Here is a 10,279-nt window from a genome sequence, read left to right on the forward strand (position 1 = left end):
GGCTGGTCGTAGATCGTCTCCACCCAGGGCAGCCGCGCGGCGTAGTTGACCTGGATTTGCGGCGCCAGATCGGAGCGATCGTCGAAGGCGCCGATAGCGATCTCGAGCCCGCCGGGCTGGCGATAGGTCAGCGGTGTGCCGCAGCGCGCGCAGAAGCCGCGATCGATGTTGACCGACGACTGGAAATAGCTCGGCTCCTCATGGGTCCATTCGACACCATCCTTGGGCACCGTCACCAGCGCGCCGAAGAAGGAACCAAACTGCTTCTGGCACATCCGGCAATGGCAGATGGACGGGCGTCCCAGCGCGCCTTTGACGCGGAAGCGCACGGCGCCGCACTGGCAGCCGCCGGTTCGGACTTGATCGGTCATGGTCTTTCCTCCGGCGGCCATTGCTCGGTGTCGTGATCGGGATGCTGATAGGAGACAAGCTCGGCGAGATAGGGGGCCGAGCCCATATCCGCCATCGTGTCCTCGCCCGGCAATTGCGGAATGGAATCCACATAGGGCAGTTTCGCCTCCGTGCCCCATTGAATGGTCGGCGCGATGCCAGCCGGATCGTCGAAAGCGGCGATCGCCAGCGCCATGCCGTCGGGCGCCTCGAAGGTCAGCGGCGTGCCGCATTCGGCGCAGAAGCCGCGCCAGGCGGCATTGGAGGACCGGAAACGCTTGGGCTCGCCGCGCGTCCAGTCGACCTTGGCGCCGCGCACCGAGACCAGCGGCAGGTAGAAATTGCCGCTCGCCTTCTGGCACATGCGGCAGTGGCAGATCGAGGCGTCGCCGAGCGTGCCTTCGACACGGAAGCGCACCGCGCCGCACTGGCAGCCACCCGAGTAGACCGGCCGGTTGTCGAGGCTCATGACCGCTCACTCCGGCGCATGGCAGACGGCCTCGACATTGTTGCCGTCGGGATCGAAGACGAAGGCGCCGTAATAGTTGGCGTGATAGTGCGGACGCAGGCCCGGCCCGCCATTGTCCTTGCCGCCGGCGGCAAGGGCCGCGGCATGGAAGGCCTCGACCTCGGCACGGTTGCGCGCGGTGAAGGCGACGTGCTGATGAGCCTTCTGGCCATCCTTGCCTTCCTGCAGCCAGAACACCGGGCGGTCGCGGCCATAACCGCCAACCTTGGCGCCACCGGTGTATTCCAGCGGCACCATGTAAAGCAGCGAGGCTCCCAGCGGCGCCATCGCCTTGTCGTAGAAAGCCTTGGAGGCGTCGAAATCGGAAACGTCGATGCCGAGGTGGTCGATCATGGGACGAGTTCCTCCCTTGCTGGTTGCGGCACTTCAGCGTTGGCCAGGCCGGCCGAGATGACGATGTGCTGGCAGACATTGTCGATATCGCGGATCACGTCATCGTTCCAGAAGCGCAGGATGGTCCAGCCGAGCGCTTCGAGCTTCGCGGTTCGCACTGCATCCAATTCCGAGGCTTCGGCTGTTGCGTGTTGGGAGCCGTCGATTTCTATGATTAGTTTTTTGGTCGGACATGCAAAGTCGACGATGTAGCCCGCTATGGGCATCTGCCGCCGAAAAGATAGCCCCATCAGCCTATGTGCACGTATCTCATTCCAGAGCTTCAGCTCGGCATCGGTCATTTGCTTGCGCATCTTGCGCGCATTGCCGCGACTGAGAGGAGATACGAGATGATGGGTCATCGCGAGGCGCCCCCCTCTGTCCTGCCGGACATCTCCCCCTCTAGGGGGGAGATCGGCCGTTTTGCCGTTTGCGCCCGATCTTCAACGGCGGAGATTAGCGAAGGCTGAAATGGCTTCCAATCTCCCCCCTAGAGGGGGAGATGCCCGGCAGGGCAGAGGGGGGCGCCTCGCACCAACCTCTCCACTCCGGTCATATGAGCGGCCATCCTCACCGCTTGATCTCCCACGTCGTCATGCGCTCGCCGGTGAGCGGGTCCTTGCCGTCCTTCAGCTGTACGCCTTGCGTCAGCAGTTCCTCGCGGACACGGTCGGCCTCGGCCCAGTTCTTGGCGGCGATCAGTTCCAGGCGGTGGGCGATAGCCTTGGCCACCGCCACCTCATCCACCTTGGCCGCGTCTACGTCGAAGCCGAGGAAGGCGAGTGCCGTTTTCAGTGCCGCGGCAGCAGCGTTCTCTCCGTCGCCGTCAAAGTCGGTCGCCTCGCCGGCTAGCTGGGTCAGTTGCTGGAAGGCCGCGTAGGTCGCGAGATCATCCGACAGCGCCTCCACGACCTCCGCCGGCAACCGGCCTCCCGCGACCGGCGCCAAGTCCGCCGCGCGCTTCCATTTGCGCAGCGTGTTTTCCGCCTCCTCCAGCTTGCGCACGGAAAAGTCGATCGGTTCGCGGTAATGCGTCATCAGCATTGCCAGCCGCAGCACGTCGCCCGGCCATTTGCGGCCACCGAAAGTGTCGGTCTCCAGCAATTCGTGGATCGAGTAGAAATTGCCGAGGCTCTTCGACATCTTCTGGCCCTCGACCTGCAGGAAGCCGTTGTGCATCCACACATTGGCCATGACATCGGTGCCGTGGGCGCAGCGCGACTGGGCAATCTCGTTCTCATGGTGCGGGAAGATCAGGTCGAGGCCGCCGCCATGGATATCGAAGACCTCGCCGAGATAGGCGGCCGACATGGCCGAGCATTCGATGTGCCAGCCGGGCCGTCCCCTGCCCCAAGGGCTTTGCCAGCCGGGCTCCTCCGGCGACGACAGTTTCCACAGCACGAAATCGCCGGGATTCTTCTTATGGGCGTCGACGGCGATGCGGGCGCCGGCCTGCTGCTCGTCGAGATTGCGTTTCGACAACTGCCCATAGTCCAGCATCGACGCCGTATCGAACAGAACTTCACCCGCCGCGACATAGGCATGGCCGCGTCCGATCAAGCTTTGAATCAAGGTGATCATGTCGGCCTTGCCGTCGGCGCGCGGTTCGACGAATTCGGTGGCGCGCGGCTCGACCGTCGGCTCCAGGCAGCCAAGCGTGGCGACATCGCCGTGGAACTGGTCGGCCGTTTTTTCGGTAACCCGCCGTATCGCTTCGTTGAGCGACAGTGTGCCGGCTGATATCTCGCCGCCGAAATCGCGCAGCGCGCGCGCGTTGATCTTGTCGTCGACGTCGGTGATGTTGCGCACATAGGTGACATGCGTCTCGCCATAGAGATGGCGCAGCAGACGGAACAGCACGTCGAAGACGATCACCGGCCTGGCATTGCCGATATGGGCGAAATCGTAGACGGTCGGTCCGCAGACATACATGCGCACGTTCTGCGGATCGATCGGGACAAAATCCTCCTTCGTGCGCGTCAGCGTGTTGTAGAGGCGCAGACCCTGTGATGCGTCAGACATTCCCTGCCTTCCCGGTTTTCAGAACTTCTTGTCGGATGGAGCCAGCCGCCGCCGAGGCGCAAATCAAGCTCCAGCCTGCTGGCCGGGGCGTTTGTCCAATCTGGGGAAAGATGAGGCGAAAACGTCCGGACCAGCGCGAGGCTAGTCAATAATGCAAATGCCACAAATGGCGAAAGACGTTTTCATGGGCGGCTTTATCGCCCTGACCAGTGTTGCCGTCAAGTCGCTTATGCCGGGAAAAACATCGCCAAGACGGGCAAACGCATCGCCCGATGAGGCGGAATCAGTCAGTGAAACATTTTATTAAACATGTCGGCACAGTCATGAAACATTCGCCGGCTAGATCACCACGCGTCACGATTTGGTCGGAATCAACCATCAAACGAAGACACGGAAATGTTACCAGGGAAGAGAAACATGCCTCGAAGCAAGCAGGAAGCCAACCGCGCCAAGCAACCGGCGCTGGCCAGCCACTATCGCGCGATCGGCCCGGCCGCCATCGTCGCCGCCCTTCTTCACACCGCCAAGAAGAACAAGCCGGCGCAGAAGATCGTATCGCCCCGCGCCGCCTGAAGCGGCGCCCCGGCCGACGCAATCGCCGGCACAGAGGGCGCGAACGGCGCCCTGGACATGAAGACCTCGACAGGCTTCGCTAGAACAGCGTCATCTGACTGTCGTCCGCGCCGGACTTCTGGCGCCTGACTTTCCCGGGCTCCGGCCCGATCTCACCCTTCTCTTGAATCTCCGGTCCAGTGTTGGCGACCTTGTTGACGAGGTCGGAGACAGGGATCGCCTCGAAGAAATCAGGCTGCGCCGGCCGCAGCAAATCGTCGACATCGCGCGGTTCGAGCGTGCGGCAATCCAGCCAACGAGCGAAATCCCTGGGGTCGATGACCACCGGCATCCGGTCATGGATGTGAGCGATGTCGGCATTGGCGTTGACTGTCAGGATCGCGCCGGTATCCATTTCCGAACCGCCCGGCTCGGCATAGGTTTCGATCAGGCCGGCAAAGGCGATCAGTCGGCCATGCCTTGGCCGTATCCAATAAGGTTGCCCCTTCTTGCCGCCGGTCTGCCGCCATTCATAGAAGCCCGATGCCGGTACCAGCGCGCGGCGATGGCGCATGGCGGCCTTGAACGAGGCCTTCTCGATCGCCCCTTCCGAACGCGCGTTGAACAGCAGCGGAAACTCCCTGGTGTCCTTGACCCAGGCGGGAATGAGACCCCAGCGCACCAGCATTGCCTGCCGGTCCGGAAGATTGGAGCCCGGAGCTCGCGGCGCGCCCGATATCGCCATCAGGACCGGCTGTGTCGGCGCGATGTTATAGCGGGCCGGGAAATCCTCGAGCTCGGCAAGACCCAGCAAGGCCGCGGTCTGGTCCGGCGTGGCGGTCAGGGCGAAGCGTCCGCACATGATCGATCGTGTCTTTCGAATGGTTCGATGTTGAAAGTGGCGATCGAACCGGCGTTGCGCAACTGTTAAAGCTTGCCCATGCTGCCGGTCCACAAAAGACCTGCCTCAAATGAGTTGACTGAGCATCGATGAACACAACACGCAAGACACTCCCGGCGGTCTCTGTGGCCGTCGTGCGTGGCGACACCGTACTCCTGGTCAAGCGGGCGCGCTCGCCGTCACAAGGGCTCTACGCATTTCCCGGCGGCAAGGTCGAAGCCGGCGAGACGCTGGAGGACGCGGCACGGCGCGAGCTGCTGGAAGAGACCGGCTTGCACGCTACGGGATTTCGCCCGCTTCGGGAGATCCACATCGACGGCAGGGACGACAGCCACCCGGTGGATTACCACCTCGCCGTCTTTGGCGCTGCTTATGCCGGCGGCGAGGCGGTGGCCAGTGACGATGCCGAGACAGCCGCCTTCTACACACTCGAAGACATGACCCTGTTGCCGCTCGCCGGTTCGGTGTTCGAAGTCGCCGAAGAACTCCTAGTCCCCATTCGAACCCGCTGACGCAGCACTGAAAAATCGCCTTGCAGGTGACAAATTGTTTCGCCACAAGGCTCATGTTGTCTCGCCAGCCGCGACGTTTGAGGCCGTTAGGCAGACCATAACGGCTGAAGCCGTCAGGCAGAGCAGGCTTATGAACCGTCCGTCGATACTCCTCGCCATTTGCCTTGCCGTCAGCATGATCATCCCGGCTCGGCCTGCGTTCAGTGCCGACTCGCCGTTCGAGCCGGGACTGATGCGGCTGGCGGAGGTTCTGGGGTCACTGCATTTCTTGCGCAATCTGTGCGGGGAAAAGGGCGACCAGTGGCGGGGCGAGATGGAAAAGCTGCTCGATTCGGAAAATCCCGACCCGGAACGCCGCGCCCGCTTCATTGCCAGCTTCAACCGCGGCTATCGTTCCTTCGGCGGCACCTACACCCAGTGCACCGCTTCGGCTACCGAAGCCATCAGCCGCTATATGAAGGAAGGTGAGACGCTGTCGCGCGACATCGCCTCGCGTTATGGCAACTGAGCATCAATCAACAGATATTAGACCCAACGGCAGAGACTATCGCCATATCCGGCTTGTGCCCGTCTTTGTCTTGGTGCAATCCTGATGTTGCGCTTTTGCAACAGCGTTAATCAAACGTTACCGCACGAATGCGGAATTAACTCAAACTGAAGGTTTTCACCCCGCAGGCAGTCCTAATCGGCTAAGTTTGATCCGGGTTGAAACGCAGCTTCGCCAAACACAGTTGCCCCCTGTAAATGACGATCAAAAAAATGTCGTATTTACAGATACTTACTTGGAGCCGCGTGTGAACGGAACAGATCAGGCCTGATCCACACTGATGGGTTGCCGCTTGAAAGGGTGGACATCGCTTATGGAACATGCTGCCAACGACATCGACGCGCTGGTCAGGGAAGAAAAGCGGCTGACGGCGGTTGAGAGCCACAGCGAAGCCTGGGCGGAAGGCCTTTCGGCTGGCATCGAGCCCGACATCATTGCCGAAGCGGCCCTCGAAACGGCATTCGGCGAGATGCTGCGCGCCAATGGCGAGACCTCGGCCCTTGCCCTGCTCGACCGCATGCGCGAGAAGGTTATTGCTGGCGCCTTCGAACCCGAGCGGCTGCGGCACTGAACCAGTATCCGGTTCTTTGACGGCGGAATACCGTTCGGGCGTCATGCCCGAAGCAAGGAGAAACGGGCAGTGAATTTTCCGATGTCAGGCGGGCCGAAGGTCTTGGTCCTCTACATCCGCCTCGCTGCTTGCTACGCCGCGATTTCCCTGGTGACGTGCCTGTGCAGCAGCCCGGCCTATGCGCTGAGTGAGATCAAACGCGAAGAGCTCCCCGCGCCAACCACACCGTCGACGGATGACGAAACCTCGTCGCCTGGGAACACGATCCCCATGCCCGATCCGGTGGGAACACCGCCTTCAACCAGCCAGCCAGCCGCCCCGGACGCGGCCGAGCCGGACAAGTCGCCGGACGGCGGCAGCAACAGGCCGCGTGTCGATCCGGAGGCCCCCCTACCGGAGGTCGTCTACGACCTTGGCAGGCTGCCCGAGCCCGTGCGGCGCATGCATGACCTGATCATCGAAGCCTGCAAGAGCGGCGACATCGAGAAGCTCAGACCCTTGATCGGCAAGGGCGACAGCATGACCCAGCTGTCGCTGGCCGACATAGACGGCGATGCCATCGCCTTCCTCAAAGGGCTGTCCGGCGACCCTGACGGCCAAGAGATCCTGGCCATTCTCGAGGAGGTGCTTTCCGCCGGCTACGTCCATGTCGACGCAGGCACGCCGCAGGAACTCTATGTCTGGCCGTATTTCTTCGCGCTGCCGCTCGACAAGCTCGACGCCAAGCAGCGGGTCGAGCTGTTCAAGATCGTCACCGCCGGCGATTTCGACGACATGAAGCAGTTCGGCGCCTACATCTTCTACCGCGTCGGCATCACCCCCGCCGGGCAATGGACGTTCTTCGTCGCCGGCGACTGAAGCTGCCGACTTCGCCTTACGGGGTCTAGACAAGCGCCTCCGAAAACTCCACCGCCCTGCCCTGGCCTGGCGTCGCGATCTCGCCTTCCCACATCACGCGCTGACCGCGAATGACGGTGCCGACGGGCCAGCCGGTCACCTGCTTGCCGTCATAAGGCGTCCAGCCCGCCTTCGAGCCGGCCTGCGCATTGGTGATGGTCTGGCGCCGCTTCATGTCGACAATGGTGAAGTCGGCGTCATAACCGGCTGCGATGCGGCCTTTCCCAGCCATGCCGAAGATGCGCTGCGGGCCATGGCTGGAGAGATCGACAAAGCGCTGCAGGGTCAACCGGCCGGCATTGACGTGGTCGAGCATGATCGGCACCAGAGTCTGCACGCCAGTCATGCCCGAGGGCGAAGCCGGATAGGATTTTGCCTTCTCGGCCAATGTGTGCGGCGCGTGGTCGGAGCCGAGCACGTCGACAATGCCCTGTGCAATGCCGTGCCAGACGCCGTCGCGGTGGCGCTTGTCGCGCACCGGCGGATTCATCTGGATCAGCGTGCCGAGCCGAGCATAGTCGTCGGCGCTCAGCGTCAGATGGTGCGGCGTCGCCTCGCAGGTCGCGACATCCTTGTGCTGTTCGAGGAACAGAATTTCTTCCGCCGTCGAGATGTGCAGGACGTGGATGCGGGCGCGGACGTCGCGCGCGATGCGGACCAGCCTTTCGGTGCAGCGCAAAGCGGCGATCTCGTCACGCCAGACCGGATGCGATGACGGATCGCCCTCGATGCGCTCGCCCAGGCGCTCGCGCAGCCGGAACTCGTCCTCCGAATGAAAAGCGGCGCGGCGGCGGGTGTTTCGCAGGATCGAGGCGACACCTTCGTCGTCCTCGACCAGCAGATCGCCGGTGGACGAACCCATGAAGACCTTTATTCCCGCGGCGCCTGGCAGCCGCTCAAGTTCGCCTACATCCCTGGCGTTGTCGCGAGTACCGCCGACCCAGAAAGCAAAATCGCAATGCATGCGGCCGCTGCCGCGCCGGACCTTGTCGGCAAGTGTTGCCTCGCTTGTGGTCAGCGGGTTGGTGTTGGGCATTTCGAACACGGCGGTGACACCGCCCAGAACCGCCGCCCGCGAACCCGTTTCCAAATCTTCCTTGTGCTCCAGTCCGGGCTCGCGGAAATGCACCTGGCTGTCGACGACGCCCGGCAGGATATGCAGGCCCCGGCAGTCGATCGTCTCGCCGGCCGAGGCCTGGCGCAGATCGCCGATGGCGGCGATGCGCCCGCCCCTCACGCCGACGTCGCGCAGCCCCTCGCCGTCATGATTGACCACTGTGCCGCCTGTCAGGATGAGGTCGTAGGTCATGGTGATGCTCTCTTGCGGGGGGAGTGTCAGCGGCTTACGTAATGGCCAACCGTTTTGCAAGATCAGGCTTTTATACGCTCCATGCCCTTTGCCCTGCTGAAAGACCGCGCGCTTATCTCCGTCTCCGGCCCGGATGCCGAGCACTTTCTGCAAAACATCCTGACCATCGATCTCGATGCGCTTGGCAATGGTGAGGCCAAGCCGGGCGCGCTGTTGACGCCGCAAGGCAAGATCCTGTTCGACTTCCTGATCTCACGAGCGGGAGAAAACGCCTTCCGCATCGAATGCCGTGCCGATGTTTCAGATGATTTCATTCACCGGCTGATGCTCTACAAGCTTCGCGCCAAGGTCGAGATTGCCAAGCCGGAACAGACGCTTGTCACTGTCGCCTGGGGAAAAGAGTCAATCGCCTCAGAAAGTGATTCAGCGGCGATCGCCGACAGGCGTTTTGGCGACGAAGACGTCACGCGCTTCTATGCCGACACCGCGGATACCGGCGACGTCGCCGCGTGGCAGGCCTTTCGCATCGCCCATGGCGTCGCGGAGAGCGGTGCCGATTATGCGTTGGGCGACGCTTTCCCGCACGACGTGCTTCTCGACGAGATGGGCGGTGTCGGCTTCAGGAAGGGCTGTTATGTCGGCCAGGAGGTCGTCTCGCGCATGCAGCATCGGGGCACCGCCCGGCGGCGCGTGCTGATTGTCGAGGCCAGGCTTGCCCTGCCCACCTCCGGGACCGAACTCACCGTCGAGGGACGGCCGGTCGGCGTGCTCGGCTCGACCGCGACCCTGACCGGACTCGGCATCGCCCGCATCGACAGGGTCAAGGCGGCGCTCGATGCCGGCCAGCCGATCCTGGCAGGCGAAGTACCGGTGACGCTCACTATCCCCAGCTGGGCCAAATTCAGTTTCCCGCAGGAAACCGTCGGCGCTGAGGAAGCCTGATGGCGGCGGACCGCACCGGCGCGCCATCCCGAGCCTGGCAGCGCATGCTGTCCGGCCGCAGGCTCGACCTGCTCGACCCCTCGCCGCTCGACATCGAGATTTCGGACATTGCGCATGGGCTTGCACGCGTCGCACGCTGGAACGGCCAGACCAGCGGCGAGCATGCCTTTTCGGTCGCCCAGCATTCACTGCTGGTCGAAGCGCTGTTCAATGAGCTGGTGCCCCAGGCTTCGGCAGACGCCCAGTTGGCGGCGCTGCTGCACGACGCGCCCGAATATGTCATCGGTGACATGATCTCGCCATTCAAGTCGGTGATGGGCGGCAGCTACAAGGATTGCGAATTGCGCCTGCAGCGCGCCATCCATCTTCGTTTCTCGCTGCCTCCCGAACCGACTGCCATCCTGCGCAGGGAGATCAAGCGCGCCGACCAGATCGCCGCCTATTTCGAAGCAACACTGCTTGCCGGCTTTTCGACCGCCGAGGCGACCGAGTTCTTCGGCCGCCCGCGCGGTTTTTCCGCCGGGCGTTTCGACTTCACGCCACGCTCGGTGACCTGGGCACAGGATGCGTTCCTGAAGCGGTTTTCGGCGATCGAGACGTCAAGACGCCACGTTGCGACATCCACGCTAGAGCGTTTCACGTTTTGACGGAAGCGTATCCTGCCTTGGCGAAGTAGTTGCTGCATTCGGCTGCCTCGATGGTTTCGACGAGGTGGCCGATGTGTCGCCAAGTGTC

General features: G+C 62.8%; 14 protein-coding genes and 1 pseudogene. 7 read left to right on the forward strand and 8 right to left on the reverse strand.

Annotation, left to right across the window (positions count from 1 at the left end; translation table 11 throughout):
• The 5 genes from FJ948_RS30055 to cysS form a co-directional block, all read right to left on the reverse strand.
• Positions 1–371, reverse strand: a 371-nt coding sequence (locus tag FJ948_RS30055) for a GFA family protein (RefSeq protein WP_140710930.1), incomplete at its 3' end; no start/stop codon positions are given.
• The gene (locus FJ948_RS30060) at positions 368–859 is read right to left on the reverse strand and encodes a GFA family protein (protein WP_140710932.1); all 492 of its coding nucleotides are present in this window, start codon (positions 857–859) and stop codon (positions 368–370) included. The genes FJ948_RS30055 and FJ948_RS30060, both read right to left, overlap by 4 nt.
• 6 nt (positions 860–865) lie before the next feature.
• Positions 866–1,252 carry a VOC family protein gene (locus FJ948_RS30065; RefSeq protein ID WP_140710934.1) on the reverse strand — a complete coding sequence of 129 codons (387 nt, stop codon included), beginning with the start codon at positions 1,250–1,252 and terminating at the stop codon, positions 866–868.
• Entirely contained in the window at positions 1,249–1,653 is a 405-nt protein-coding gene (locus FJ948_RS30070) for an endonuclease domain-containing protein (protein ID WP_140710936.1), read from the reverse strand. Before FJ948_RS30070 ends, FJ948_RS30065 begins: the two co-directional genes overlap by 4 nt.
• Positions 1,654–1,861: 208 nt before the next feature.
• Positions 1,862–3,313, reverse strand: coding sequence for a cysteine--tRNA ligase (gene cysS / locus FJ948_RS30080; RefSeq protein WP_140710938.1), 1,452 nt, complete (start codon positions 3,311–3,313; stop codon positions 1,862–1,864).
• 417 nt (positions 3,314–3,730) lie between these two features.
• Here cysS and FJ948_RS30085 point away from each other — a divergent pair, with 417 nt between their 5' ends.
• On the forward strand, positions 3,731–3,886 hold the full coding sequence (locus FJ948_RS30085; protein ID WP_140710940.1) for a hypothetical protein: 156 nt from the start codon (positions 3,731–3,733) through the stop codon (positions 3,884–3,886).
• A gap of 79 nt (positions 3,887–3,965) precedes the next feature.
• On the opposite strand, the gene FJ948_RS30090 is transcribed toward FJ948_RS30085, so the two are convergent.
• Positions 3,966–4,727, reverse strand: a complete 762-nt coding sequence (locus FJ948_RS30090; RefSeq protein ID WP_140710942.1) for an SOS response-associated peptidase — start codon at positions 4,725–4,727, stop codon at positions 3,966–3,968.
• A 128-nt stretch (positions 4,728–4,855) separates the two neighbouring features.
• Here FJ948_RS30090 and FJ948_RS30095 point away from each other — a divergent pair, with 128 nt between their 5' ends.
• From FJ948_RS30095 to FJ948_RS30110, 4 genes are all read left to right on the forward strand, one after another.
• Positions 4,856–5,278, forward strand: coding sequence for an NUDIX hydrolase (locus FJ948_RS30095; protein ID WP_140710944.1), 423 nt, complete (start codon positions 4,856–4,858; stop codon positions 5,276–5,278).
• Between the two features lie 130 nt (positions 5,279–5,408).
• Complete coding sequence (locus FJ948_RS30100) at positions 5,409–5,786, forward strand: TIGR02301 family protein (protein WP_140710946.1); 378 nt, start codon at positions 5,409–5,411, stop codon at positions 5,784–5,786.
• A 352-nt stretch (positions 5,787–6,138) separates the two neighbouring features.
• Entirely contained in the window at positions 6,139–6,396 is a 258-nt protein-coding gene (locus FJ948_RS30105; protein WP_140710948.1) for a hypothetical protein, read from the forward strand.
• A 69-nt stretch (positions 6,397–6,465) separates the two neighbouring features.
• Entirely contained in the window at positions 6,466–7,254 is a 789-nt protein-coding gene (locus FJ948_RS30110; RefSeq protein WP_181173886.1) for a hypothetical protein, read from the forward strand.
• A 25-nt stretch (positions 7,255–7,279) separates the two neighbouring features.
• Here FJ948_RS30110 and FJ948_RS30115 read toward each other — a convergent pair whose 3' ends face one another.
• On the reverse strand, positions 7,280–8,608 hold the full coding sequence (locus tag FJ948_RS30115) for a dihydroorotase (protein WP_181173887.1): 1,329 nt from the start codon (positions 8,606–8,608) through the stop codon (positions 7,280–7,282).
• 75 nt (positions 8,609–8,683) lie between these two features.
• Between FJ948_RS30115 and FJ948_RS30120 the strand changes: the two genes are divergently transcribed.
• A complete protein-coding gene (locus FJ948_RS30120) occupies positions 8,684–9,544 on the forward strand; it encodes a folate-binding protein YgfZ (RefSeq protein WP_140710952.1) in 861 nt (286 codons plus the stop codon).
• Positions 9,544–10,191, forward strand: coding sequence for an HD family hydrolase (locus FJ948_RS30125; protein WP_140710954.1), 648 nt, complete (start codon positions 9,544–9,546; stop codon positions 10,189–10,191). The genes FJ948_RS30120 and FJ948_RS30125 overlap by 1 nt, the downstream gene beginning before the upstream one ends.
• Here FJ948_RS30125 and FJ948_RS30845 read toward each other — a convergent pair.
• Positions 10,181–10,279 (reverse strand): annotated as a pseudogene (locus tag FJ948_RS30845) (IS630 family transposase); the annotation flags it as partial. The gene FJ948_RS30125 and the pseudogene FJ948_RS30845 overlap by 11 nt on opposite strands.

Origin of the sequence: Mesorhizobium sp. B2-3-12, assembly GCF_006442205.1 — a bacterium.
Lineage (GTDB): Bacteria > Pseudomonadota > Alphaproteobacteria > Rhizobiales > Rhizobiaceae > Mesorhizobium.